Annotated in this window: 19 protein-coding genes; 4 read left to right on the forward strand and 15 right to left on the reverse strand. The window is 71.4% G+C overall.

The window, feature by feature from the left end; all coding sequences use genetic code 11:
• The first annotated feature begins 5 nt into the window (after positions 1–5).
• From KSK32_RS29650 to KSK32_RS29660, 3 genes are read left to right on the forward strand one after another with little or no spacing between them, the layout of a single operon-like run.
• Complete coding sequence (locus KSK32_RS29650; protein ID WP_216934719.1) at positions 6–593, forward strand: copper chaperone PCu(A)C; 588 nt, start codon at positions 6–8, stop codon at positions 591–593.
• The gene (locus tag KSK32_RS29655; RefSeq protein ID WP_216934720.1) at positions 590–1,822 is read left to right on the forward strand and encodes a Dyp-type peroxidase; all 1,233 of its coding nucleotides are present in this window, start codon (positions 590–592) and stop codon (positions 1,820–1,822) included. The genes KSK32_RS29650 and KSK32_RS29655 overlap by 4 nt, the downstream gene beginning before the upstream one ends.
• A gap of 20 nt (positions 1,823–1,842) precedes the next feature.
• The gene (locus KSK32_RS29660; RefSeq protein WP_216934721.1) at positions 1,843–2,448 is read left to right on the forward strand and encodes a copper resistance CopC family protein; all 606 of its coding nucleotides are present in this window, start codon (positions 1,843–1,845) and stop codon (positions 2,446–2,448) included.
• Positions 2,449–2,565: 117 nt separating this feature from the next.
• On the opposite strand, the gene KSK32_RS29665 is transcribed toward KSK32_RS29660, so the two are convergent.
• From KSK32_RS29665 to araB, 9 genes are all read right to left on the reverse strand, one after another.
• The gene (locus tag KSK32_RS29665; protein ID WP_216934723.1) at positions 2,566–3,555 is read right to left on the reverse strand and encodes a LacI family DNA-binding transcriptional regulator; all 990 of its coding nucleotides are present in this window, start codon (positions 3,553–3,555) and stop codon (positions 2,566–2,568) included.
• Between the two features lie 316 nt (positions 3,556–3,871).
• Positions 3,872–5,935, reverse strand: coding sequence for an RICIN domain-containing protein (locus KSK32_RS29670; RefSeq protein ID WP_216934725.1), 2,064 nt, complete (start codon positions 5,933–5,935; stop codon positions 3,872–3,874).
• 245 nt (positions 5,936–6,180) lie between these two features.
• Complete coding sequence (araA, locus tag KSK32_RS29675; RefSeq protein WP_216934732.1) at positions 6,181–7,683, reverse strand: L-arabinose isomerase; 1,503 nt, start codon at positions 7,681–7,683, stop codon at positions 6,181–6,183.
• A gap of 26 nt (positions 7,684–7,709) precedes the next feature.
• The gene (gene yjfF, locus KSK32_RS29680) at positions 7,710–8,702 is read right to left on the reverse strand and encodes a galactofuranose ABC transporter, permease protein YjfF (protein ID WP_013286824.1); all 993 of its coding nucleotides are present in this window, start codon (positions 8,700–8,702) and stop codon (positions 7,710–7,712) included.
• Positions 8,699–9,769: an ABC transporter permease gene (locus tag KSK32_RS29685; protein WP_216934734.1), complete on the reverse strand. Its 1,071-nt coding sequence runs from the start codon at positions 9,767–9,769 to the stop codon at positions 8,699–8,701. The genes yjfF and KSK32_RS29685 overlap by 4 nt, the downstream gene beginning before the upstream one ends.
• On the reverse strand, positions 9,766–11,307 hold the full coding sequence (locus KSK32_RS29690; protein ID WP_216934735.1) for a sugar ABC transporter ATP-binding protein: 1,542 nt from the start codon (positions 11,305–11,307) through the stop codon (positions 9,766–9,768). Before KSK32_RS29690 ends, KSK32_RS29685 begins: the two co-directional genes overlap by 4 nt.
• Before the next feature lie 70 nt (positions 11,308–11,377).
• The gene (locus KSK32_RS29695; protein ID WP_216934737.1) at positions 11,378–12,373 is read right to left on the reverse strand and encodes an ABC transporter substrate-binding protein; all 996 of its coding nucleotides are present in this window, start codon (positions 12,371–12,373) and stop codon (positions 11,378–11,380) included.
• A gap of 98 nt (positions 12,374–12,471) precedes the next feature.
• The gene (locus KSK32_RS29700; protein WP_216934739.1) at positions 12,472–13,143 is read right to left on the reverse strand and encodes an L-ribulose-5-phosphate 4-epimerase; all 672 of its coding nucleotides are present in this window, start codon (positions 13,141–13,143) and stop codon (positions 12,472–12,474) included.
• Positions 13,140–14,822 (reverse strand): ribulokinase, encoded by a 1,683-nt coding sequence (gene araB / locus KSK32_RS29705; protein ID WP_216934741.1) that lies wholly within the window; start codon positions 14,820–14,822, stop codon positions 13,140–13,142. The genes KSK32_RS29700 and araB overlap by 4 nt, the downstream gene beginning before the upstream one ends.
• Positions 14,823–15,475: 653 nt before the next feature.
• On the opposite strand from araB, the gene KSK32_RS29710 reads away from it, so the two are divergent.
• Entirely contained in the window at positions 15,476–17,131 is a 1,656-nt protein-coding gene (locus KSK32_RS29710) for a ricin-type beta-trefoil lectin domain protein (RefSeq protein WP_216934743.1), read from the forward strand.
• Positions 17,132–17,190: 59 nt separating this feature from the next.
• On the opposite strand, the gene mmsB is transcribed toward KSK32_RS29710, so the two are convergent.
• The 6 genes from mmsB to KSK32_RS29740 form a co-directional block, all read right to left on the reverse strand.
• Positions 17,191–18,441 (reverse strand): multiple monosaccharide ABC transporter permease, encoded by a 1,251-nt coding sequence (mmsB, locus tag KSK32_RS29715; RefSeq protein WP_216934745.1) that lies wholly within the window; start codon positions 18,439–18,441, stop codon positions 17,191–17,193.
• Complete coding sequence (gene mmsA, locus KSK32_RS29720; protein ID WP_216934747.1) at positions 18,438–19,976, reverse strand: multiple monosaccharide ABC transporter ATP-binding protein; 1,539 nt, start codon at positions 19,974–19,976, stop codon at positions 18,438–18,440. Before mmsA ends, mmsB begins: the two co-directional genes overlap by 4 nt.
• A 58-nt stretch (positions 19,977–20,034) precedes the next feature.
• Positions 20,035–21,174 carry a multiple monosaccharide ABC transporter substrate-binding protein gene (chvE, locus tag KSK32_RS29725; RefSeq protein WP_216934749.1) on the reverse strand — a complete coding sequence of 380 codons (1,140 nt, stop codon included), beginning with the start codon at positions 21,172–21,174 and terminating at the stop codon, positions 20,035–20,037.
• Positions 21,175–21,375: 201 nt separating this feature from the next.
• Positions 21,376–22,728 carry an endo-1,4-beta-xylanase gene (locus tag KSK32_RS29730; protein WP_216934757.1) on the reverse strand — a complete coding sequence of 451 codons (1,353 nt, stop codon included), beginning with the start codon at positions 22,726–22,728 and terminating at the stop codon, positions 21,376–21,378.
• Between the two features lie 170 nt (positions 22,729–22,898).
• Positions 22,899–23,993 (reverse strand): 12-oxophytodienoate reductase, encoded by a 1,095-nt coding sequence (locus KSK32_RS29735; RefSeq protein ID WP_216934759.1) that lies wholly within the window; start codon positions 23,991–23,993, stop codon positions 22,899–22,901.
• Positions 23,994–24,035: 42 nt separating this feature from the next.
• On the reverse strand, positions 24,036–24,404 hold the full coding sequence (locus tag KSK32_RS29740; protein ID WP_216934761.1) for a MerR family transcriptional regulator: 369 nt from the start codon (positions 24,402–24,404) through the stop codon (positions 24,036–24,038).
• Between the last annotated feature and the right edge of the window lie 10 nt (positions 24,405–24,414).

Here is a 24,414-nt window from a genome sequence, read left to right on the forward strand (position 1 = left end):
ACATCATGCCCAGCACCACCAGCCGCCGATTCCTGCGCCCGGCCGCCCTGATCGGCGCCGCCGTGCTCGCTGCGTCGGTCACCGCCTGCGGGTCCTCCGGCACGCCGTCCGCCGCCACGCCGACATCGGCCTCGGCCTCGGCGTCGGCGGACGCGGCGGCGGGCGTGCTCACCGTCCGCGACCCGTGGGTGAAGGCCGCCGACAAGGGCATGACCGCCGCGTTCGGCACGCTGGTCAACGACGGCGACGCCGACGTCACGATCACCAAGGCGGCCACCGAGGTCTCCCCGATGGAACTGCACGAGATGACCATGAAGGACGGCAAGATGGTCATGCAGGCCAAGGACGGCGGTATCGTGATCAAGGCGCGCTCCAGCACGACGCTGGAGCCCGGCGGCGACCACCTGATGCTGATGAACCTCGCCAAGCCGGTCAAGGCCGGCGACGAGCTGAGCTTCACGCTCACCTTCGCCGACGGCCGGACCCAGACGTTCACCGCGGTGGCGAAGCCGTTCACCGGCGCCCAGGAGTCCTACGCCCCCGGTCACGGTGACTCCCCGATGCCGGAGATGAGCATGAGCCCGGCGTCATGAGCGACCGTCCCGCCACCGCCCGCCGGGTGAGCCGGCGTGGCCTGCTCACCGGCGGCGCGATGGCCGCCGGGGGCGCGCTGGCCGGGGCGGGCGCCCTCGCCGCCGCCCGCCCCGGCGGCCCGGGGGTACGCCCCGCCGAACCGGTTCCGGTGGCGCAGGTGGGCAGCGCGGTCGAGCCGTTCCACGGCGCCCGGCAGTCAGGGGTCACCACCGACCCGCAGGCACACGCCGCGTTCGTCGCGTTCACACTGCGTCCCGGCACCGACCGGGCGGCGATCGGGCGGATGCTGCGGCTGCTCTCCGACGACGCGGCGCGGCTCACCCAGGGCCGCCCGGCGCTGGCCGACACCGAGCCGGAGCTGAGCGTGCTGCCCGCCCGGCTGACGGTCACGTTCGGTTTCGGTCCCGGGCTCTACGCCGCCGCCGGGCTCGACGACCGCCGGCCGGCCTCGGTGGCCGAGCTGCCCGCGTTCGGCATCGACCGGCTGCAACCCCGCTGGTCCGGCGGGGACCTGCTGCTCCAGATCTGCGCCGACGATCCGCTCACCGTCGCCCACGCCCAGCGGGTCCTGGTCAAGGACAGCCGTCCGTTCGCCGTCGTCCGCTGGGTCCAGCAGGGCTTCCGGCGGGCGGCCGGAGCCGAGCCGGGACATACTCAGCGCAACCTGTTCGGGCAGCTCGACGGCACCGCCAACCCGAAGCCCGGCACGCCGGCGGACACCGCGGTGTGGGTGACCGACGGACCTGACTGGCTGCGGGACTCGACCACGCTCGTGGTACGGCGGATCAGCATGAACCTGGAGACCTGGGATCTGCTCGGCCGCACCGACCGGGAACTCGCCGTCGGGCGGCGCCTCGACACCGGCGCACCGCTGACCGGCCGGGCCGAACACGACGAGCCGGACTTCGCCGCCCTCGGCCCGGACGGGCTCACCGTCATACCCGACTTCTCCCACCTGACCCGCGCCCGCGTCACCGACGACCGGCAGAAGATCCTGCGCCGGCCCTACAACTACGACGGCGTGCCCACCCCGGAGGGCGACGCGGACAGCGGGCTCGTCTTCGCCTCGTACCAGGCCGACATCGCCGGCCAGTACCTGCCCATCCAACGCCGGCTCGCCGAGCGCGACCTACTGAACGAGTGGACCACCCCGATCGGCTCCGCCGTGTTCGCCGTACCGCCCGGCTGCCCCGAGGGCGGCTGGATCGGCCGGCAACTGCTCGGCTGACCACCACAGGAAGGCGCGTCATGCGTACCCGTTCCGTCACCGCGCTGCTCGCCGCGGTCTTCACCGCCCTGCTGCTGGTCCCGGCCACGCCCGCGGCGGCGCACAACTCCCTCCAGGAGGCCACGCCGGCACGCGACGCCCGGCTCACCGCCGCGCCCACGCAGGTCACGCTGCGGTTCCTGCAACGGCTGAACCCCTCCTACACCACCATCACGGTCAGCGACGCCGGTCAGCGCAAGGTGCCCACCTCCGCACCGGCTGTGGACGGCGCCACCGGCACGGTGACGATCGACGAGCCGCTGGGCAACGGCACCTACACCGTCGCGTACCGGGTGGTCTCCCGCGACGGCCACCCGGTCCAGGGGTCGTACCGCTTCACCGTCGCCGACCCGGCCGCGCCCGTGCCGTCGGCTCCCGACTCACCGTCGGCTCCCGCGCCGGCGGCCGCTGCCGCGTCGACCGACGCGGACGCTGCGGGCGAGCCGGACGCCTCCGGTCCGCGGTCCGGCGACGACGGCCCGCCGGTGGCGCTGCTTGCCGGTGGGGCGGTCGCCGGTCTGGTCGTGGTCGCCGGGATCGTGCTGCTGGTCGCGCGGCGTGCGCGCGCTCGTCGCGCGGACCACTGACGACCGGACCTCGCGTCGCGGGATCGGGCCACGGATGGGCGGACCCGCCCGTCTCGCAGCGGGTGAGCGAGTGCCGGCCCTTCAGCGGGCCGACGAGGGTGAGCGGCCGCGACCGCCTCAGCGGGCGGGCGGCGGGCCGACGCTGCGGCGCGGAACAAGGGTCGGCGCGATCGTCTGCCGCAGCGGCCCGGCGGTCTGCGACTCGATCTGCGCCAGCAGCAGGTCGAGGCTCGCCGCGGCGACCGCGCCGAAGTCCGGCCGGACGGTGGTCAGCGGCGGGATGAAGTACGCCGCCTCGGGCACGTCGTCGAACCCGACCACGCTGATGTCGTCGGGGACGCGACGGCCGTGCTCGTGCAGCGCCCGCAGCACGCCCAGCGCCAGGTGGTCGTTGGCGGTGAACACGGCGGTCACCTCCGGCATCCGGGCCAGCATCTGCCCGCACCGGTAGCCCGCCGCCGCCGACCAGTCCGCCGGGACCAGCGGCGGGATCTCGGCGCCCGCCTGCCGCAGCGCCTCGCGCCACCCCTCGATCCGGCCGGCGCTGTCGAACCAGTCCGACGGGCCGGACACGTGCCACACCGTGCGGTGCCCGGCGGCGAGGAGGTGCTCGGTGGCGGCCCGGGCACCGGCGACCTGGTCGACCGTCACCAGCGGGATCGGCCGCCGCGGATCGCCGTCGACCGTCACGAGCGGCACGTCCTGGGGCAGCCGTTCCAGCGCCTCCCCGGCGGACTCGACCGGCGCGATCACCACGATGCCGGCGACCCGGTGTGCCAGGTGCCGTTCCACGGCGGCCGAGATGGAGCGGTGGTCGAGGTCGCGGACACTGCCGACGCTCACCGCGAAACCCGCCTCGGCGGCGGTCTGCTCCAGCGCCGCGAGCAGCGACGCCGGGCCGTAGAGCGTGGTGTTCTGCGCGACCACGCCGATCACCTGGGACCGGCCGGTCACCAGCGCGCGGGCCGCGCGGTTGGGCCGGTAGCCGAGTTCGGTGATGGCGGCCTGCACCCGCAGCCGGGTCTGCTCACGCACGTTGGGATGCCCGTTGAGCACCCGGGAGACCGTCTGGTGCGACACCCCGGCGAGGCGGGCCACGTCCGTCATCGCAGGACCGCGCACGGCCACCTCACTTTCGCCACTGCCCGCGGCCGCACCCGGTCGATCTCGACCGGACCGGCCCGGGTGGCGACAGTGTACGCCAGCGGTCCCACGGGTATCGGCACCGTCGATCACCGTTCCCACCGCGGTGCGGCGATATCGCGGAGTCGGCCTGGCGGCTCATTCCCTTCCGTTACGCAGCGGCGTGAACAGGCAGCTCGGAAGCGGTGGAATCGAGCCCGGGGTGCGGCATTTCCGGCGATTGCCGGTGCCCCACCCCGGGCGTCGAAGATGTGTCAACGGCCGCGAATGGTGACCGTTGTCACGGTGTCGTCAACGAGAACTGCCGCACCGTCACCGCGCCACCGAGCGATTGGGTGGCGTAGTTGAAGAAGCCGAACCGGTACCCCATGAAGAACTGCCACGCGTTGTTGAGCGTCAGCGCGTTCCCGAGCGGTACGAAGTTCAACCCGTCGGTGCTGTAGGAGAACCGTGCCTGCCGTCCCGAGCCGGGCCGGATGTCGGCGTTGGCCCGCAGCCAGATCCGCCCGCCGGACACCGCCGCGCTCGCGATCTCCGTTCCGGTGCTGGTGGTGTTCCAGTTGTTCGACCCCATGGTCAGGCCGTTCGTCATCACCACCCGGGTCGCGCCGTTGTCGCGCCGTACGCCGATCCAGGCCGAACTGTCCCGCAGCATCGCCAGGCCGGCCCGGTCGCCGTCGCGCATGCCCGAGTAGTCCAGCTCGATCGTGCCGGTCGACGTGGGGCCCTGGATACGGTGGGTGAGCGTGTTACGGGCCCGGTAGAGGTCGTTCGTGACGCTCGCGGTCTGCAACCGCAGGCCGTTGTTCACCGACCACCTGCTGTTGTCCGGGTTGTGGTTCCATTCGTACTGCACACCGAGCGTGGTGCCGGAGAACGTGTCGGTGCCGGTGAGCGGCTTGACCGGGCGGGTCGGCAGCGGGTTCGGGTAGCTCGCGCCCCAGGCGCCGTTGACGGTCTGCACCTGCGGCCAGCCGTCGGAGGTCCAGGTGATCGGCGCCAGCGTCGGCATCCGCCCGCCCGGGTACGCGTCGGTGAAGGCCATGTAGTACCAGGCGCCGGTCTGCGTCTGCACCAGCCCGCCCTGGTGCGGCACGCCGCCGCCGGGGATCGGGCCGGGCAGGTTGAGCAGCACCTGCCGCTGCTCGTACGGGCCGAACGGGCCGTTGGTGGACTTCAGCACGTACTGGCCGTTGGCCGGCCGGGTCAACCAGATGTAGTACGCGCCGTTGCGCTTGTAGAAGCGCGCACCCTCCAGCGTGCCGATGCTCGACGGCGTCTGATAGACCTGCTGGGCCCGGACCTGGCTGCGCCCGTCGGCGGACAGCTGGGCCACGCTGATCGTGCCGTTGCCGTACGCGACGTACATGGTGTCGTTGTCGTCGATCAGCATGCCGGCGTCGTAGTAGCAGTTGGGGATGGTGGCGTGCCGGGTCCACGCGCCGTCGACCGCGCCGGCGGTGTAGATGTGGGTCTGCGCGAAGTCGATGCAGCCGGCCCAGTAGAACGTGCGGTTGCTCGGCCGGTAGTTCAGCGTCGACGCCCAGATGCCGTCCACGTACGCGTGCTCGCCGGCGCTGAGGTCGTACTTCGAGCCGAAGTCCAGCCGGGGCACCGAGTGCCCGGCGAACTCCCAGTTCACCAGGTCCCAGGAGCGCAGCACCGGCGCGCCGGGCGAGTAGTGCATGGTGGAGGCGGACATGTAGTAGACGTCGCCGACCCGGATGATGTCGACGTCGGCGAAGTCCTGCCAGACGGCCGGGTTGGTGAAGCTGCCGCCCGGGGTGCCGGGGCTGCCGCCGACGCGGACCAACTGCCACTGCTGGTTCGCGCCGTTCCAGTCGTCGTACTGGACGATGTTGCCCCCGTCGGCGGTGGACGCGTTCTGCACCTCCATCACCTTGTTCGAGTTCCGGTTGATCAGCCGGACGTACCCGCCGTCGGAGTCGGCCAGCCGGAACTGCTGGTTGGCGCCGCCGTGGTCGGGCCACTGGACCACCGCCGCGCCGTTGGCGGTGGAGGCGCCGGTCACGTCCAGCACCTTGCCGGAGTGCCGGGACCGCAGCCGGTAGTAGCCACCGCCGGAGTCCACGAACTGCCACTGCTGCCAGGCGCCGTCGTTGCGCGTCCACTGGGTGATCCGCGCGCCGTCGTTCGTCGCCTGGTTGTACAGGTCCAGCGCCTTGCCGCTGTTGCGGTTCACCAGCACGTAGTACGCGCCGGTGTCCACCGTGGCAGCCGATACCGGCGCGGGCACGGCGCCCACCACCACGCCGCCGACAAGCAGCGCCACCACCCCGGCCAGCAGCCGGGACAGGCGTCCACGGGACAGTCGAGCCGTCACCACGATCCTCCTTCGTCGACCGGAGCCCGGGCACGGCAGTACGCGCCGACGACGGCGTTATCGCTAACAGCGATGCCCACCCAGGCGGGAGTCGGATCCCTGGCAACTGCGGCGCAGATCGCGCCCGGAACGGCCCGCGAGCGGTGCCGGTGACCCTATCCATCGACTGTGAGCGATAACATGCCGTTCGTCAAGGCGTGACACGGGCCGCGCCGCGCGGGCCGGCGCGGGCGGCCCGCGGCGGCTCAGAAACCCCGGGCGAGCCGGTAGTACGCCTGATTCCAGCGCAGCTCGTCGGCGAAGCGGTGCGGCCGCGTCTCGGCGTCGATGACCACCAGCTCGGTCCGGGCCATCGCGGCCAGGTCGCGCAGCTCCTCCACGCCGACGGCCTGGGAGAGGACGGTGTGGTGCGGCGCGCCCGCGGTGATCCACGCCTCCGCCGAGCCGGACAGGTCGGGCTGCGGGCGCCAGACCGCGCGCGCCACCGGGAGGCGGCGCAGCGGGTGCGGCGGCGGCACCACGTCCACCGCGTTGGCGACCAGCCGGAACCGCTCCCCCATGTCCGCCATGCCCAGCACGACCGCCGGGCCGGGCGCGGCGTCGAAGACCAGGCGTACCGGGTCCTCCCGCCCGCCGATGCTCAGCGGGTGCACCTCCGCGCTGGGTACGTCGGCGGCGATGCTCGGGCACACCTCCAGCATGTGCGCGCCGAGGATCAGCTCCTGACCGAACGTCAGGTCGTAGGTGTAGTCCTCCATGAAGGAGGTGCCGCCGGGCACGCCGACGGCCATCGCCTTGAGCGTGTGCACCAGCACCGAGGTCTTCCAGTCCCCCTCGCCGCCGAAGCCGTAGCCGTCGGCCATCAGGCGCTGCACCGCGATCCCGGGGAGCTGGCGCAGCCCGCCGAGGTCCTCGAAGTTCGTGGTGAACGCCCGGAAACCACCGGCGTCGAGGAACGCGCGCAGGCCCAGCTCCTGGCGCGCCGCGTACCGCAGCGAGTCGTGCCGGTCCCCGCCGGGCCGCAGCTCGGACGCGACGCGGTAGGTGTCGTCGTACTCCTTGACCAGGTCGTCGACCTGCGCCTCGGGCACCTCGTCGACGGCGGCGACCAGGTCGTTGACGCCGTAGGTGTTGACCGAGACGCCGAAGCGGAGTTCCGCCTCGACCTTGTCCCCCTCGGTGACCGCGACGTCGCGCATGTTGTCGCCGAAGCGGGCCAGCCGCAGCGTCCGCACCGCCGACCAGCCGATCGCGGCCCGGGCCCAGGCCGCGACGCGCCCGACGACCCGGGGATCGGTGACGTGGCCGGCGACGGTCTTGCGGGCCACGCCGAGCCGGGTCTGGATGAACCCGAACTCCCGGTCGCCGTGCGCGGCCTGGTTGAGGTTCATGAAGTCCATGTCGATGTCGTCCCACGGCAGCGCCACGTTGGCCTGCGTGTGCAGGTGCAGCAGCGGCGTGCGCAGCGCGTCCAGCCCGGAGATCCACATCTTGGCCGGGGAGAACGTGTGCATCCAGGCGATCACCCCGACCGCGCCCTGCACGGCCGCGTCCCGGCACGCCGCCAGGATGTCCGCGCTGGAGGTGAGGACCGGCTTCCAGACCACGCGTACGGGGATGTCCGGCGACTCGTCCAGGCGCGCGGCGATCTGCCGGGACTGCTCGGCGACCTGCCGCAGGGTGTCCTCGCCGTAGAGGCCCTGGCTGCCGGTGAGGAACCAGACCTCGGGCTGGGGGTGAGTTGCCATGTTGTTGCCTTCCGCGCTAGGAACCGTCACTTGAACCGGATGCCGATGAGGCGCTGGAGGAGGATGAACGCGAACAGCAGGCCGCCGATCACGATCTTGGTCCACCAGGAGTTGAGGCTGCCGTCGAACGTGATCAGGGTCTGGATCACGCCCAGCACCAGCACGCCCAGCACGGTGCCGAAGACGTACCCGGAGCCGCCGGTGAGCACGGTGCCGCCGATCACCACGGCGGCGATCACGTCCAGCTCCATCCCGACGGCGATCAGCGGCGCGCCGGAGAGCGTGTAGAACGACAGCAGGATGCCGCCGATCGCCGAGCAGAGTCCGCTGATCGTGTAGACGGCGATCCGGGTCCGCGCCACCGGCAGGCCCATCAGCAGCGCCGACTGCGCGTTGCCGCCGACCGCGTACACGTTGCGGCCGAACCGGGTGTACGCCAGCACGTACGCCGCGATCAGCACCACCGCGAACGCGATCAGCACGCTGATCGACACGAAGTTGCCGGCCGGATCGCCGATGCGCTGCTGCGACATCGAGGTCCAGAAGCCGTCGGTGATGGAGATGGAGGCGTCGCTGATGAACGTGCACATGCCCCGGGCGAAGAACATCCCGGCGAGTGTGACGATGAACGGCTGGATCTCGAAGAAATGGATCGCGCAGCCCATCAGGAAACCGAGCGTCGGGCCGATCAGCAGCGCGATCACCAGCACCAGGGCCGCGGGCAGGCCGTCGCGCAGCAGCGCGGCCGACACCATCGCGGTCATCGCCACCACCGAGCCGACGGACAGGTCGATGCCGCCGGTGAGGATCACGAAGGTCATGCCCACCGCGACGACGAGCAGGAAGCCGTTGTCGATGAAGACGTTGAAGACGACCTGGACGTTGGAGAAGGCGCGGTACTGGGACACGCCGATGCCGTACATGACCAGCAGCAGGGCCAGCGTGGCCAGCACCGGGACGTGCCGGCGGGGCAGGCTGGGCCGCCAGGACCGGCCGGTGGTCAACGACGTGCTGCTCATGCCGGCACCGGCTCCTTCTCCCGCTGCGGTGCCGCCGGGCCGGGTTCGGCCCCGCGCCGTCGCCGGCGCAACCGGGCACGGAACGCCGGGGCCTGCACGAGGCAGACGGCGATGACGACGACCGCCTTGAACAGCAGCGACGTCTGCGGCGAGATGTTCATGGCGTACACGGTGGTGGTCAGGGTCTGGATGATCAGCGCGCCGAGGACGGTGCCGCCGAGGGAGAACCGGCCGCCGGCCAGTGAGGTGCCGCCGATGACGACCGCCAGGATCGCGTCGAGTTCGATCCACAGGCCGGCGGCGTTGCCGTCGGCGCTGGAGACGTTCGCGGTGACCATGAAACCGGCGAGCGCGGCGCAGACGGCGCTGATCACGTAGACGAGGAAGACGATGCGCCGCGACCGGATGCCGGCGAGCCGGCTGGCCTCGGCGTTGCCGCCGACCGACTCGACGATCAGCCCGAGCGCGGTGCGGCGGGTGAACGCGGCCACGAGCAGCGCCGCGGCGAGCGCGATCAGGATGGCCAGCGGCAGCGTCAGGAAGTGCCCGAGCCCGATCGCCCGGTACGGACCGGAGTTGATCGTGATGATCTGGCCCTCGGTGACGAGCTGGGCGATGCCTCGCCCGGCCACCATGAGGATCAGCGTGGCGATGATCGGCTGGATGCCGATGACCGCCACGAGTATCCCGTTCCAGGCGCCGAGCACGAGCGCGGCGCCGAAGGCCAGGGCCAGCGCGGTGGCCACCGTGGCCGGGCTGTTCTGGTCGGCCGCCCCGCTGATGTGCAGGCAGGCGATCGCGCCACTGATCGCGCAGAGCGAGCCGACCGACAGGTCGATGCCCCCGGTGGCGATGACGAGCGTCATCCCGAGCGCGACCAGGATCAGCGGGGCGCTCAGCCGGAGGATGTCGATCGGCGTGCCGTACAGGTGGCCGTTCTTGACCTCGACGGCGAGGAAGCCGGGACGGTAGACGGTGTTCGCGGCGATCATGATCACGAGCACGAGCGCCGGCCAGAACAGGCGGTGGCCGGTCAGCGGGCGGAGGCGGTCGGCGACGGCGGTCATCGGGTCACCTCCTCCCGGGGCGTGCCACTGGCGATGGTGCGCATGACGCGGTCGGCGTCGAGCGTGTCGTCGTTGTCGAGCTGGGCGACCATCTCCCGGTCGCGCATGACCGTGACCCGGTGGCTCAGGCGCAGCACCTCCTCCAGCTCGGCGGAGATGAACAGCACCGCCATCCCGCCGTCGGAGAGCTGCACCACCAGCTTCTGGATCTCGGCCTTGGCGCCGACGTCGATGCCGCGGGTCGGCTCGTCCAGGATGAGCAGGCGCGGCTCGGTGATCAGCCAGCGGGCCAGCAGGACCTTCTGCTGGTTGCCGCCGGACAGGTTGCGCACCGGCAGCTCCGGGTTGGCCGGGCGGATGCTCAGCGCCTCCACGTACCTGCGGACCAGCTCGTCCTGGCGGCGGCGCGGAATCGGGCGCAGCCAACCGCGCGCCGCCTGCATCGCCAGGATCATGTTCTCCCGGACCGACAGCTCCGGGACGATGCCCTCGGCCCGGCGGTTCTCCGAACAGAACCCGACGCCCTGGGCGATGGCCTGGATCGGGTTGCGCACCGCCGCCCGGCCGCCGTCGAGCCGGACCTGGCCGTGGTCGGCCCGGTCCGCGCCGAAGATCAGGCGAGCCACCTCGGTCCGGCCGGAACCGAGCAGGCCGGCCAGGCCGACCACCTCACCGGCGTGGATACGGAGGCTGAACGGGGCGACCGCGCCGCGCCGGCCCACCTCGGCGGCGTCCACCAGCGGAGCCTCGCCACCGGCGTCGACGGTGGCGCGCTTCTGCTGCCCGTCCAGCCGCTCCAGTACGTCCAGCTCCTGGCCGATCATCTTCTCGACCAGGCTGAACTGCGGCAGCTCCTCGGTGCGGTACTCCCCCACGAGCCGGCCGTTGCGCAGCACCGTGATCCGGTCGGCGATGCCGTAGACCTGGTCGAGGAAGTGGGTGACGAACAGGATCGCGATCCCCTCGTCACGTAGTTGCCGCATGATCCGGAACAACTGCGCGACCTCACCGGCGTCCAGGCTGGACGTCGGCTCGTCGAGGATCAGCACCCGGGCCTGCACGTCGATCGCACGGGCGATGGCGACCATCTGCTGCACCGCGAGCGAGTACGAGCCCAGCGGCGCGGAGACGTCGAGGTCGAGGTCGAGCCGGGCCAGCAGGTCGCGCGCCCGGCGGCGCATCTCGCCCCAGCGCACCGCGCCGAGCCGGCGGGGCTCCCGGCCGATGAAGACGTTCTCCGCCACCGACAGGTTGGTGCAGAGGTTGACCTCCTGGTAGACGGTGCTGACACCGGCCGCGGCGGCCTGCATCGGACCGGTGAACGAGACCTGCTCGCCGCCGAGCGTGACGACGCCCGCGTCGGTCCCGTAGACGCCGGTCAACACCTTGATCAGGGTGGACTTGCCGGCGCCGTTCTCGCCCATCAGGGCGTGGACCTCGCCCGGGAACAGCCGGAAGTCGACGTCGTGCAGTGCGCGTACCCCGGGGAAGGTCTTGCTGATGCCGGCCATGGTCAGGACCGGACGGTTACCCGTCATCCCATCGGACCTCTTCTAGACGGTGGTGGCCCGGGGGCCGCCGTCTCGCGACGGCGACCCCCGGGGTGGGTCAGTACTTGCGGTTGGGCAGTGCCTCCTTGGCCTGCTCCTGGGTGAACGTGGTCTCCTCGGTCTCGATCCGGGCGGGCACCTCCTCGCCGGCCTCGACCTTCTTGACCAGGTCCATCAGCTGCGGACCGAGGAGCGGGCTGCACTCGGCGATGAAGTTGAACTTGCCGTCCGCGAGGGCCTGCATGCCGTCCTTCACCGCGTCGACGGTGATGATGGTGATGTCCTTGCCGGGCACCTTGCCCGCCGCGGTGATCGCCTCGAGCGCACCCAGGCCCATGTCGTCGTTGTGCGCGAACAACACGTCGATCTTCGGGTTGGCCTTGAGGAACTGCTCCATCACCTGCTTGCCGCCGGCGCGGGTGAAGTCACCGGACTGGGAGGCGACGATCTTCAGGTTGGGGTTGGCGGCGATGGCCTCGGCGAAGCCCTTCTTCCGGTCGTTGGCCGGTGCCGAGCCGGTCGTGCCCTGCAGCTCCACGATGTTGACCGGGCCGGACGCCGCCTTCTTCTGCTCCACCAGCCACTCGCCGGCGAGACGGCCCTCCTTGACGAAGTCCGAGCCGAGGAACGTCTTGTAGAGCGACTTGTCGGCCGAGTCGACGGCGCGGTCGGTCAGGATCACCGGGATCTTCGCGTCCTTGGCCTCCTTGAGCACGGTGTCCCAGCCGGACTCCACCACCGGCGAGAAGGCGATCACGTCGACCTTCTGCTGGATGAAGTTGCGGATCGCCTTGATCTGGTTCTCCTGCTTCTGCTGGGCGTCGTCGAACTTCAGCTCGATGCCCGCCTCGGCCGCCGCCTCCTTGATCGAGGTGGTGTTGGCGGTGCGCCAGCCACTCTCGGCGCCCACCTGGGAGAAGCCCAGGACGATCTTGTCGTTGCCGTCGCCGGAACCGCCGCCGGTGTCGCTGTTGCCGCACGCGGCCATGCTCGCGGCGAGCAGCACGCCGGCGAAGGCCGCTATGACCGTGCGTGCCGTGCTCCTGCTTCTCATCGATTCTCCTCCGGGGTTGGATGTTCCGGGCGCGCGACCGGTGGAGACCGGAGCGGCCCGGGTGTGGTGGTGGGGGGTGTGCGCGGCGCTGTCCGGGGTCAGTGCGCCGGCGGGCGTTGGCCGTACACGTTCTGGTAGCGGTCGTGGAGCGAGTCGATGTCGGCCGGCGCGATCGGCAGCGGCTGCCCGAGCGCGCGGGCCAGGTGTGCGGTGCGGGCCACGTCCTCGCACATCACCGCGGCCTTGACCGCCGCCCGGGCGTCGCGGCCGATGGTGAAGACGCCGTGGTTGCGCATGAGCACCGCGGGTGAGCGGTGCCCGGACAGCGTGCTGACGATGCCCTTGCCGATGTCGTCGCCGCCGATCAGCGCGAACGGCCCGATCGGGATCTCCCCACCGAACTCGTCGGCCTGCGCGGTCAGCCAGCACGGGATCGCCTCGCCGCGGGCCGCCCAGGCGGTGGCGTACCCGCTGTGCGTGTGCACGACGCCGCCGACCTCGGGCATGGCGCGGTAGACGTAGGCGTGCGCGGCGGTGTCGCTGGACGGGGCGCCGTCGCCGTCGACGACGGTGCCGTTGAGGTCGCAGACCACCATGGCCCCGGCGGTCAGGTCGTCGTAGTCGACACCGCTGGGCTTGATGACCATCAGGTCCTGGCCGGGTACGCGGGCCGACACGTTGCCGGCGGTCCAGGCCACCAGGTCGTAGCGGGTCAGTTCGCGGTGCAGGCGGGCCACTGTCTCGCGCAACGCGGTGACCTGGCTGTTCATCCGACCACCTCCAGGGTCGCGGCGGCGCGGTCCGCGGCGGCGTCGACTGCCGCGTTGCGGATCGCCCGCAGGCGGAGCATGACGTCGTTCGCACCGCGGCCGAAGTGGTCGTGCAAGGCGCGGTACTCGGCGTACAGGGCGTCGTAGGCCCGCACGTTCTCCGGTACGGGCCGGTAGACAGCCTCGTCGATGCGCCCCATCGCGGCGGACGCCTCGTGGATCGTCGGGTACGCCCCGGCGGCCACCGCCGCGTGGATGGCGGAGCCGAGCGCCGGGCCCTGCGCGGAGCCGATGATGCTCAGCGGCCGGTTCGTGACGTCGGCGTAGATCTGCATGAGCAGCCGGTTGGAGGTGAGCCCGCCGGCCACCACCAGGTCGTCGACCGGCACACCGGCCTGCGCGAAGGCCTCGACGATCATCCGGGTGCCGTACGCGGTGGCCTCCAGTAGCGCCCGGTAGACGTCCGGCGGCCGGGTGGCGAGCGTCAGCCCGACGACCATCCCGCTCAGATCGTGGTTGACCAGCAGGGATCGGTTGCCGTTCCACCAGTCCAGCGCCACCAGCCCGTGCGCGCCGACCGGCTGTGCGGCGGCGGCCTCGGTCAGCCGCTCGTGCGAGTCGAAACCGGCCGGGGCGGCGTGGCGGACGAACCAGCCGAAGATGTCCCCCACGCCGCTCTGCCCGGCCTCGAAGCCCCAGGCGCCGGGGCTGATGCCGCCGTCGACCACGCCGCACATGCCCGGCACCTCGGCCAGGTGGGTGCCGTTGAGCACGTGGCAGGTGGAGGTGCCCATGATCGCGACCAGCCGGCCGGGCCGCAGCGCCTGCGCCGCGGCGGCGGTGACGTGCGCGTCGACGTTGCCGGCCGCGACCGCGATGCCCTCGGGCAGCCCGGTCCAGGCGGCGGCGCGGGCGCTGAGCGAGCCGGCCCGCGCGCCCAGCGGCAGCAGCGGACCGTCCAGCTTGGTCACGAAACCGGCGAAACCGGGGTCGAGCGCGGCCAGGTAGTCCGCCGACGGATAGCGGCCGTCCTGCCGGACACCCTTGTAGCCGGCGGTGCAGACGTTGCGCGTCTCGGCGCCACAGAGCTGCCAGACGATCCAGTCGGCGGCCTCGATGAAGCGCTCGGCCCGCCGGTAGACCTCCGGATCCTCCTCCAGGATCTGCAGGCCCTTGGCGAACTGCCACTCCGCGGAGATCTTGCCGCCATAGCGGCCGAGCCACGGCTCGCCGCGTTCGGCGGCCAGCGCGTTGATCCGGTCGGCGTGCGGCTGCGCGGCGTGGTGCTTCCACAGCTTCACCCAGGCGTGCGGCCGGTCCCGCAGATCCGGGATCTCGCACAGCGGCGTGCCGTCGGCGAGCGTCGGGAGCACGGTGCAGGCGGTGAAGTCGATGCCGATGCCCACCACCCGGGACGGATGCACGCCCGCTTCGGCGAGCGCCGCCGGCACCGCGTGGCGCAGCACGTCACGGTAGTCGTCGGGGTCCTGCAGGGCCCAGTCCGGGGGCAGCACCGGGCCGCCGTCGGGAAGGGCGGTCTCGATGACCCCGCGCCGGTACTCGTGCACCGCCGTACCGAGTTCGGCGCCGTCACGGACCCGGACCACCAGCGCCCGCCCGGACAGCGTGCCGAAGTCGACCCCGATCACGTACCGGTCGGACGCTTCCACTTCGCTCATTTGCACCTCCGCCGTGTCACGGAGCTAGTGTTAGCGCTCACATATACATCCGTCAAGACACCTCCGAGCAACAGCTGCGTAACGAGGATCGCCCCCTCCCGACCCGCTCCCACCCAGCGGCGCGGACCGGCACGGCGGCCGCCGGAAGAGATCCACGCGGGCACACCGCGCGGCCGGGCGAGGAGACCGGGCAGGCGGTGTGTTAACGACAACAATCAATGCCTCCATCGCCCGACAGGCGGGCGAGATCGACGCGGCACGCCGACGGGCTCGGAGGGCGTACTCCAGGCTCGTAGATGACTGCTCAGCGGCACTTTTACTGATCTCGGCATCCAGCCGGAGGGGTGTCGACCGAGCCGGCTCAGCAGTCCTAACTATTTACAGAGCTTGATGTCAGCGATAACATTTCTGCCATCCCTGCTTCGTGGCGCCGCCGTCCGGGAAACCCCGGCGCCACAGCCGGGCGGCGACGCGGACGGCGACCCCGTCGCCCGCCGGACCCACCACCCACGAGCGCCCGCCGGTGTCCGGCCGGCCCCTCTCCACTGCCGTGCCGCCCACGTCCCCGTGCAACCACGGGCGGCGCCGCGCGATCGGCGGGCCGCTCCCCACGGACGCCGGCACGGCCGGCGCCCGGCGACCGAGGAGGATCAGTGCGCAGATGGACCCGACGGACGCTCGCCGTCCTGGGCGTCGCGGCGGTGGCGCTCGCCGCCACAGTCACCGACCAGGCCGTGGCCCCGCGCCCCGCCCGGGCGCTGGACAACGGCGTCGCCCGTACGCCGCCGATGGGGTGGAACACCTGGAACACCTTCGGCTGCAACATCAACGAGACCCTCATCCGCCAGACCGCAGACGCGATCGTCAGCAACGGACTGCGCGACCTCGGATACAAGTACGTCGTCGTGGACGACTGCTGGTTCAACCCGAACCGGGACGCGCAGGGCAACCTCCAGGCACACCCGCAACGGTTCCCCAGCGGGATGAAGGCGCTCGGTGACTACCTGCACGCCCGGGGCCTGCTGTTCGGCATCTACCAGGTGCCGCTGGACAAGACCTGCGCCCAGGTCGGCGGCGCGTTCCCCGGCGCCACCGGCAGCCTCAACCACGAGTACCAGGACGCGCGGCAGTTCGCCGCCTGGGGCGTGGACTACCTCAAGTACGACTGGTGCTCCGGCACCGGGACCATCAACGACCAGGTGGCGCGGTTCGGCATCATGCGCGACGCGCTGGCCTCCACCGGCCGGCCGATCGTCTACAGCATCAACCCCAACAGCTACCACGCGAAGACCGGGCCGCAGCGCAACTGGAGCGACGTGGCGAACCTGTGGCGGACCACCGAGGACATCACCAACGCGTGGAACACCGGCCAGACCAACGGCTACCCGATGGGCATCCAGAACATCGTCGACGTCACGGTGCCGCTGGCCGGGTACGCCGCGCCCGGCGGGTTCAACGACCCGGACATGCTCGAAGTCGGCAACGGTGGCATGAACGACACCGAGATGCGCAGCCACTTCGCGCTCTGGTCGATGCTCGCCGCGCCGCTGATGATGGGCAACGACGTACGCTCGGCCAACGCGGCCACGCTGGCGATCCTGCGCAACGCCAACCTGGTCGCGATCAACCAGGACACGCTCGGCCGCCAGGCGGTCCAGGTCTCCTTCGACGGCACCCGGCGTGTGCTGGCCAAGCCGCTGGCAAACGGCGACGTGGCGGTGGCCCTGTTCAACCAGGGCGGCTCGACCACGACCGTCTCCACCACGGCGGCGGCGATCGGCAAGAGCGGCAGCTCGTTCACGTTGCGCGACGCGTGGACCAACGCCACCTCCGGCAGCACCGGCGCGATCTCCGCCAGCATCCCCGCGCACGGCACAGTGGTCTACCGGGTCAGCGGCGGCGGGACCACCACCCCGCCGCCGGTCCCGGCCACGTTCCGGCTGCGCAGCGAGTCGTCCGGCCGGTGCCTCGACGTCGACAACGCCGGCACCGCGAACGGCACCGGAACCCTGATCTGGGACTGCCACAACAACGCCAACCAGCGGTTCACCGCCAACGGGCAGACATTGCAGGTGCTGGGCAAGTGCCTCGACGTGCCGACCAACGCGACGGCCGGCACGCGGGTGCAGATCTGGGACTGCAACGGCGGCACCAACCAGCAGTGGACGATCAACGGCAACGGCACGGTGAGCAACGGGCGCTTCCCGTCCCTGTGCCTCGACGTCGACAACGCGGGCACCGCCAACGGCACCCGGGTGATCGTCTGGACCTGCCACGGCAACGCCAACCAACGGTGGAGCCGGGTGTGAGCGGCTACCGCCGGTGAACGGCGGCCGGCCGGACGAAGGGGCGAGCGTCCGGCCGGCCGTCACCGGGCGCCGGCGGCCCGGCGTTTGTTCCAGATGTCGAACGCCACCGCGACGAGCAGCACCAGACCCTTCACCACCGACTGGACGGACTGGTCGACGCCCATGAGCTGCATCCCGTTGCTCATCACCGCCATGATCAGGCCACCCACCATGGCGCCGACCACGGTGCCGACGCCACCGGTGACGGCCGCGCCGCCGATGAAGGCCGCCGCGATCGCGTCCAGCTCGAACATGTTGCCCGCCGCCGGCTGGGCCCCGTTGGAGCGGGACGAGTAGATGACGCCCGCCACGGCGGACAGGAAGCCCATGTTGACGAAGATCCAGAAGTTGACCCGCCTCACCCGTACCCCGGACAGCATCGCCGCGGGCAGGTTGCCGCCGATCGCGTACACCTGACGGCCGAACACCGTACGGCGGGTGAGCAGGCCGTAGACGAGCACGAGCACCGCGAGCACGATCAGCACGATGGGCAGGCCCCGGGCGTGGGCGAGCTGCCAGGCGAACCACATGACCACGGCGCCGACCACCACGATCCGCAGGACGAACAGCGGGAACGACTCCACGGGCTGCTCGTGGCGCACCCGGGCGACCCGGGTCCGGAACACGCTCACCGCGTACCCGGCCACGGCGAACGCGCCGATGAACAGCGTGAAGGCGTCGTAGCCCTGGCCGCCCAGCAGGCCGTTGAGGAAGCCGGCGGCGACCCGCTGGTACTCCTCCGGGAACGGCGACAGCGAGATGTTGTCCAGCACGCGCAGCGTCAGGCCACGGAACAGGAGCATGCCGGCCAGGGTGACGATGAACGCCGGGATGCCGGCGTACGCGACCCAGATCCCGTGCCACGCGCCGACCGCGACGCCCACCGCGAGCGCGGCCAGGACACCGGCCCACCAGGGCAGGCCCTCGCGGATGACGAGCACCGCCGAGACCGCTCCGGTGAGCGCCACCACCGAACCCACGGACAGGTCGATGTGCCCGCCGATGATCACGATGACCATGCCGATCGCGAGCACCAGGATGTAGGAGTACTGGAGGACGATGTTCGTCAGGTTGCCGGGGCTCAGCGAGACACCGTCGGTGAGGACCGCGAACAACGCCACGATCACCACCAGGGCGATGTAGATGCCGCTCTGCCGCAGGTTGCCCAGGATCAGCGCGCGCGGATCGCTGGTGCCGGTGTGCAGGGTCGCCGCCGCGCCGGTGTCCGGGGTGGCGATCTTCGAGGCGGGGGGAGGCTTCGTGCTGGTCATCGGACGAGATCCCTGTCCTTGGTCATGAGTTCCATCAGGTTCTCCTGGGTGGCCTCGGCCACCGGCATCTCCCCGGTGACCCGGCCGGCCGCCAGGGTGTAGATGCGGTCGCACATGCCGAGCAGCTCGGGCAGTTCGGAGGAGATGAGCACGACGGCCTTGCCGTCGGCCACCAGCCGGTTGACGATCGTGTAGATCTCGAACTTCGCGCCCACGTCGATGCCCCGGGTCGGCTCGTCGAGGATCAGCACGTCCGGGTCGGTGAACAGCCACTTCGCCAGCACGACCTTCTGCTGGTTGCCGCCGGAGAGCTTGCCCACCACGGACATCACCGTCGGCGCCTTGATGTTCATGTCGCGCCGGCCCCGCTCGGCGACCTGGATCTCACGGTTGCCGTCGATCCAGCCGCGCCGGGCCAGCTTGTCGAGCGCGGCGGCCGAGATGTTTCCCCGCACGTCGTCGATGAGGTTGAGGCCGTAGTGCTTGCGGTCCTCGGTGGCGTACGCGATGCCGTTCGCGATGGCCTCGGCCACCGTGCGCGCCCGCACCTCGCGGCCCCTGACGAACAACCGGCCGCTGATGTCCCGGCCGTACGCCCGGCCGAAGACGCTCATCGCCAGCTCGGTGCGCCCCGCGCCCATCAGGCCGGCGATGCCGACGACCTCCCCGGCGCGCACGTGCAGCGAGGCCCGATCGACGACCAGGCGGTCCTGGGTCGGGTGGCGCACCGACCAGTCCTCGATGCGCAGCACCTCGTCGCCGGGCGTCACGCTGCGGGTCGGGTAGAAGGCGGCCAGGTCGCGGCCGACCATGCCGCGGATGATCCGGTCCTGGGTGACGGCGCCACCGGACATGTCCAGCGTCTCGACGGTACGGCCGTCGCGGATGACGGTGGTCGAGTCGGCGACGGCGGTGATCTCGCCGAGCTTGTGCGAGATCATGATGCAGGTGATGCCCTGGTCGCGCAGCCGGCGCATCAGGTCCAGCAGGTGCGCCGAGTCGACGTCGTTGAGTGCCGCCGTGGGCTCGTCGAGGATCAGCAGCCGCACCTTCTTGGACAGCGCCTTGGCGATCTCCACGAGCTGCTGCTTGCCGACGCCGAGCTGGACGACCGGGGTGACCGGGTTCTCGTGCAGCCCGACCGACCGCAGCAGCGCCGCGGCCTCCGCGTTGGTCCGGTGCCAGTCGATCAGCCCGCCGCGCCCGCGGCGCTCGTTGCCGAGGAAGATGTTCTCGGCGATCGACAGGTAGGGCACCAGGGCGAGTTCCTGGTGGATGATGACGATGCCGCGGGCCTCGCTGTCCTGGATCCCCCGGAACCCGACCGGCTGGCCGTCGAAGACGATCTGGCCGTCGTAGCTGCCCGCCGGGTAGACGCCGGACAGCACCTTCATCAGGGTGGACTTGCCGGCGCCGTTCTCACCGCAGATCGCGTGGATCTCGCCGCGCCGTACGGCGAGCGAGACGTCCTGGAGCGCGGCCACGCCCGGGAAGGTCTTCGTGATGCCCCGCATCTCGAGGATGTGATCGCTCATGGATGTCCGTCCTGCTCGTGGTCGTGGTGTCCGGAGCGGACGGGCCCGGTGGCGCGGGTCAGCCGGCCCGGCCCGCGGCGACCTCCTGCTCCGTCAGGTAGCCGGAGTCGATCAGGACGGACTTGATGTCCTCCTTGTAGACGGTCTGCACCGGGAGCAGGAACGCGGGCACGACCTTGACGCCGTTGTCGTACGCCTTGGTCTCGTTGGCCTCCGGCTCCTCCTTGCGCAGGAACGCCTCGGCGGCGACGACCGCCTGCTCGGCCAGCAGCCGAGTGTCCTTGAACACGGTCGAGCTCTGCACGCCGTCGTTGATCAGCTTGACCGAGGCGACCTCGGCGTCCTGGCCGGTCACCACCGGCATCTTCTTGGCGCCGCCGCGGTAGCCGGCGTTCTGCAGGGCGGTGATGATGCCCCGGGACAGGCCGTCGAACGGCGACAGCACGCCGTCGACCTTGCTGCCGTCGTTGTAGCTGGAGGTGAGCAGATCCTCCATCCGCTTCTGCGCGGTCTCCTGCTGCCAGCGCAGGATGGCGGCCTGCTCGATCTTGGTCTGCCCCGACTTGACCTTCAGCGTCCCGGCGTCGAAGTACGGCTTGAGCGTGTCCATCGCGCCGTTGAAGAAGAACCCGGCGTTGTTGTCGTCGAGCGAACCGGCGAACAGCTCCACGTTGAACGGGCCGGTCGCGGTGCCCTTGGCGCCGTCCTTGGTGAGCAGGCCGAGCCCGACCAGGAGCGCGTTGGCCTGCGCCACGCCGACCTTGTAGTTGTCGAAGCTGACGTAGAAGCTGACGTTCGGGCTGTTGCGGATGAGCCGGTCGTAGGAGATGACCGGGATGTTCGCCGCGGCGGCGGCCTGAAGCTGGCCGCTGAGCGCGGTGCCGTCGATCGGGGCGATGACCAGCACGTCCGCGCCCTGCGTGATCATCTGGTCGATCTGCTGCGACTGGGTCGGGATGTCGTCCCCGGCGTACTGGAGGTCGACCTTGTAGCCCTTGGCCTGGAGCTTCTCCTTCACCGAGTTGCCGTCGGCGATCCACCGTTCCGAGGTCTGGGTCGGCATCGAGACGCCGATCGTCAGGTCGCCGGGCTTGGCCGAGCTGGTGTCTCCGCCGCCTCCCGCACCCTCGCCGCTGCAGGCGGCCAGGCTGATCGCGAGCGCGGCGCCGCCGAGTGCGGCCAGAAGTCGTCTGCGCACGAGCATCCTCCCTGTCGTGGCGGTCCCTGTGACACAGGTAACCCTCACCGGGAGTGTTAACGCTCACAAGTTGCCCCGTCAACCAATCGCGCGAAATGCGCATGTCTCTTTCTCGTAACAGAGACGACAGTCCAGGTCGGACGGGACGGCGTGGCCGAGCACCGCGGGGGCGAGGGCGCGCCGCCCCCGCGGTGGCCCGGCTCAGGTCGCGGAGCAGGTGGGCGTCATGCCCGATCCGCTGCCGTTGCCCTGGAACCCGAACTCGGTGCTCTGCCCGGCGCCGAGCTGGCCGTTGTAGCTCACGTTCGCGAACCGCACCGTCCCGCTGCTCCCGCTGGCGGTCGCGCTCCAGGTGTTGGTGATGCTCGCGCCGCCCGGCAGGGTCATCGTGACGGTCCATCCCCGGGTGCCCGACGAGCCCGCTGTCACCCTCACCGTGGCCACGAATCCACCGGTCCAGGAGTTCAGCGACACCGAGGCCGAACACCCGCCCTGGCCCGGCGGCGGGGTGGTCGGGTTGTTCGGCGGCGGGGTCGTGGTCGGCGGCGGGTTGTTGCCGCCGGCGTTCAGCGCGTCCAGCACCGCGTTGTACGCCGCCTTCTTGTTGCCCGCACAGTCGAACAGCAGCGCGTTGTCCGAGCCGCGCCACGAGTCGCAGTCCCGCACGCCCCACACGGTGATGCCGGTGCAGCGGGACACCGCCAGGCAGGCGCGGGTGACGGCGGCGTAGATGTTCGCCTGGTTGCCGCCGGTCATCACGTCCAACTCGGTGATCTGCACCTCGACGCCCAGGTCGGCGAAACGCTGAAGATTGGCCTGGTAGTCACCGGGCAGCGTGGTGCCCAGGTGCGACTGGAACCCGACGCAGTCGATCGGCACGCCGCGCGACCGGAAGTCCCGGACCATGTTGTAGATGCCGGTCGACTTCGCGTTGATGCCGTCGGTGTTGTAGTCGTTGTAGCAGAGCTCCGCGCCCGGGTCCGCGGCGCGGGCAGCCCGGAAGGCCGCCTCGATCCAGTCGTTGCCGGTGCGCTGGAGGTTCGAGTCGCGGCGCCCGCCGCTGCCGCCGTCGGCGAACGCCTCGTTCACCACGTCCCAGGAATGGATCTGCCCGCGGAAGTGCGTGGCGACCTGGGTGACGTGGTTGATCGCGGCGTTGCGCAGCGCGCTGCCGGTCAGGTTCTGCGCCCACGACGGCTGCTGGGCGTGCCAGAGCAGCGTGTGCCCGCGCACGGACATGCCGTTCGCCCGGGCGTGGCTGACCAGCCGGTCGCCGCCGCCGTAGCTGAACCGCCCCTGCTGCGGCTCGGTGGCGTCCCACTTCATCTCGTTCTCGGCCACCACGGAGTTGAACTCGCGGTTCAGCACCGTCGCGTACGTGTTGTCGGACAGCTTTCCGGTGGCGACCGCGGCGCCGAAGTAGCGGCCCTTCTCGGCCGCCGCCGCGCGCAGCGTGGTTCCGGCGCTCGCAGCCGGCGCCAGGGCCACCGCCATCCCGGCGGCGAGCGCGCCGGCCAGGATGCCGGTGGTCAGCAAGGCTCTCTTTCGTCTCATGCGGATTCCTCTTCCGGGGTTGCGCGATGGTGGTGGTGCGACCCCTCGACCCCGCGTCCGGTGGCGGTGGTGCCGAGGTACGACCAGCGCGGCTCGCCCGGTGAGCCTTGTGGTGTGATGCCCTGCCATCGACTGTGAGCGATAACATCCCCGGCGTCAACCCCCGCCGACTAGGGATAGACGTCCTCGTGCGCCTTGCGGTAGTCGACGATCTCGCCCAGCCGTCCGGCGGCGGCGTGCGTCACCCACGCCGGGTTGCCCAGCAGCGCGCGGCCGAGCGCGACCAGATCGAACTCCCCGTCCGCCAGCCGCGCGGCCAGGCCCGCCACCGACTCCGGACCGTCCGGGCGCAGGAAGTCCCGCCGCAGCCCGACCGAACCCACGGTGATCGACGGCAGGCCGGTGAGGCGCTTCGCCCAGCCGGCCAGGTTCAGCGCCGACCCGGGGAACGCGGGCTGCCAGAAGCGGCGTTGCGAGGCGTGCAGCACGTCCGCGCCGGCCTCGGCGAACGCGGTGAGGATCTGCGCCAGCTCGGCCGGGGTCTCGGCGATCCGCGCGTCGAACGCCCGCTCCTTGAACTGGGAGAACCGCACGATCACCGGGCGGGGAGCCGGAACCTGCGCGCGTACCGCACGCACCACCGCCGCCGGGAACGCCGCCCGCCGCGCCGGTGAGCCACCGAACGCGTCGGTCCGGCGGTTCGTGTACGGCCACAGGAACTCGTCGAGCAGGTAGCCGTGCGCGGCGTGGATCTCGATCGCGTCGAACCCGGCCCGCACCGCCACCCCTGCCGCGTCCGCGTACGCCGCCAGCAGCACGTCCGCGTCGGCGGCGGTCATCGCACGCGGCGCCGGGCGGCCCGGCTCGCGTACCCCCGAGGGAGTCCACGCCGGAGCGCCGTCCACCGGCTCGCGGAGGCTGCCCAGGTGCCACAGCTGCGCGGCGATCCGGCCGCCCGCGGCGTGCACCGCCTCGACCACGTCCCGCCAGCCGGCCTCGGCCGCGCCGGCGGTCATCCGGGGCACGGTGTCCTCGTGACCGGCGCTGGGATGGTCGACGAGCACACCCTCGGTGACGATGAGGCCGATGCCCGCGGCGGCGCGGCGCCGGTAGTAGTCGGCCATCTCCGGCGTCGGCACACCGCCCGGCGCGCGGTTACGGGTCATCGGCGCCATCACGAAGCGGGACGGCAACGGCAGCCCGGCGACGGTGACGGGTTCCAGCAGCGGCGCCACCGGCGATGCGGTGTCCAGGATCGCGTTCATGACCCGACGCTAGGAGTTGACACCGGTGTCAAGGGCAAGCCCTCAGGCGGCCGGAGCCCGCGTGTCCTCGGTCACCGCCATGTCAGCCATCACGTCGTCGAGCACCGCGACGGCGTGCGCGAGCCGTGCCATCTCGGCGGTCATCCGGGCCCGCTCCTCGCGGAGCCGGTCGGTGAGCCACGAGGTGCGGATCTCCGGATCGGTCACGCAGGGCAGCAGCTCGGCCATCCGGCGGCTGCTCAGCCCGGCGTCGAACAGCCGCTGGATGAGCCGGACCCGGTCCACCGCCGACTCGGCGAAGACCCGCTGCCCGCTCGCGGTGCGCACGGCGGCGAGCAGGCCCTGCTGCTCGTAGTACCGGATGGACCGGGCGCTGACCCCGGTCCGCGCCGACAGTTCCCCGATCCGCATCGCGCCTCCC

It is taken from the genome of Micromonospora sp. WMMB482 (assembly GCF_019038635.1).
Classification (GTDB): Bacteria; Actinomycetota; Actinomycetes; order Mycobacteriales; family Micromonosporaceae; genus Micromonospora; species Micromonospora marina.

Coding starts and splice junctions, on each gene's coding strand:
- KSK32_RS29650 (WP_216934719.1), top strand. CDS start 6: ATGCCCAGCACCACCAGCCGCCGATTCCTGCGCCCGGCCGCCCTGATC.
- KSK32_RS29655 (WP_216934720.1), top strand. CDS start 590: ATGAGCGACCGTCCCGCCACCGCCCGCCGGGTGAGCCGGCGTGGCCTG.
- KSK32_RS29660 (WP_216934721.1), top strand. CDS start 1,843: ATGCGTACCCGTTCCGTCACCGCGCTGCTCGCCGCGGTCTTCACCGCC.
- KSK32_RS29665 (WP_216934723.1), bottom strand. CDS start 3,555: ATGACGGACGTGGCCCGCCTCGCCGGGGTGTCGCACCAGACGGTCTCC.
- araA (WP_216934732.1), bottom strand. CDS start 7,683: ATGGCAACTCACCCCCAGCCCGAGGTCTGGTTCCTCACCGGCAGCCAG.
- yjfF (WP_013286824.1), bottom strand. CDS start 8,702: ATGAGCAGCACGTCGTTGACCACCGGCCGGTCCTGGCGGCCCAGCCTG.
- KSK32_RS29685 (WP_216934734.1), bottom strand. CDS start 9,769: ATGACCGCCGTCGCCGACCGCCTCCGCCCGCTGACCGGCCACCGCCTG.
- KSK32_RS29690 (WP_216934735.1), bottom strand. CDS start 11,307: ATGACGGGTAACCGTCCGGTCCTGACCATGGCCGGCATCAGCAAGACC.
- KSK32_RS29695 (WP_216934737.1), bottom strand. CDS start 12,373: ATGAGAAGCAGGAGCACGGCACGCACGGTCATAGCGGCCTTCGCCGGC.
- KSK32_RS29700 (WP_216934739.1), bottom strand. CDS start 13,143: ATGAACAGCCAGGTCACCGCGTTGCGCGAGACAGTGGCCCGCCTGCAC.
- araB (WP_216934741.1), bottom strand. CDS start 14,822: ATGAGCGAAGTGGAAGCGTCCGACCGGTACGTGATCGGGGTCGACTTC.
- mmsB (WP_216934745.1), bottom strand. CDS start 18,441: ATGACCAGCACGAAGCCTCCCCCCGCCTCGAAGATCGCCACCCCGGAC.
- mmsA (WP_216934747.1), bottom strand. CDS start 19,976: ATGAGCGATCACATCCTCGAGATGCGGGGCATCACGAAGACCTTCCCG.
- KSK32_RS29730 (WP_216934757.1), bottom strand. CDS start 22,728: ATGAGACGAAAGAGAGCCTTGCTGACCACCGGCATCCTGGCCGGCGCG.
- KSK32_RS29735 (WP_216934759.1), bottom strand. CDS start 23,993: ATGAACGCGATCCTGGACACCGCATCGCCGGTGGCGCCGCTGCTGGAA.
- KSK32_RS29740 (WP_216934761.1), bottom strand. CDS start 24,404: ATGCGGATCGGGGAACTGTCGGCGCGGACCGGGGTCAGCGCCCGGTCC.